Here is a 777-nt window from a genome sequence, read left to right as displayed (position 1 = left end):
GCCTGCAGAGCCTGAGCATTTCCGGCGTCGAGATCATCAGCAATGGCGTGGTCCAGGGCTTGCCGATCTCCGGCAGCACCTGGATAGGCAGCACCCTGACGATCACCGGCTATGACCCGGCCACCGGTGTGGTGAGCTACAGCTACACCTTGAACTACACCGACACCCACCCCAACGCCGACGGCGCCAACAGCATCACCGAGAACTTCGAAGTCATTGCCGTGGATGCCGACGGCAGCGAGGCGCGTGGGGAAATCAACGTCAAGGTGGTCGATGACCTGCCGACTGCCAAGCCCGATGCGACGTCGGTGGCCGAGGGCGGCACCGTCACCGGCAACGTGCTGGCGAACGATGTCGGCGGCGCCGACGGCTCCGGCGGTGGCGTGGTTGGCGTGCGTGCTGGCGCGGACACTTCGACCCCGGTGCATGGCGGCCTGAACAGCCAGATCAACGGCACCTACGGTTACCTGACCCTGGATGCGGCGGGCAACGCCGTGTACCACAGCTACCCGAACTCGGTGAGCGGCCCTGGTGCGAGCGACGTGTTCACCTACACCCTGCGCGATGCCGACGGTGACGAGAGCACCACCACCGTCACCATCGACGTGCACAACAGCTGCCTGGTGGCGACCAGCGACCACGACGTGACGGTCTACGAAAAAGCCCTGGACCTGCATCAGGACGGCCAGGACCTGGCACCCGGCAGCGTGACCGGCAGCCAGCCATGCAGCCCCGGCGAAACCGCCAGTGGCACCCTGGTCGGCGCGGTCCACGGCG

The 777-nt window shown here is 66.7% G+C and carries 1 protein-coding gene; it reads left to right on the top strand.

Features of this window, described 5'->3' with window-relative positions; translation table 11 throughout:
* The coding region (locus ACYP2Q_RS31450; protein WP_459734101.1) for an Ig-like domain-containing protein at positions 1-777 on the top strand (777 nt) is incomplete at both ends.

It is taken from the genome of Pseudomonas sp. MHK4 (genome assembly GCF_054600775.1).
This window is presented reverse-complemented; position numbering and strand designations above follow the sequence as displayed.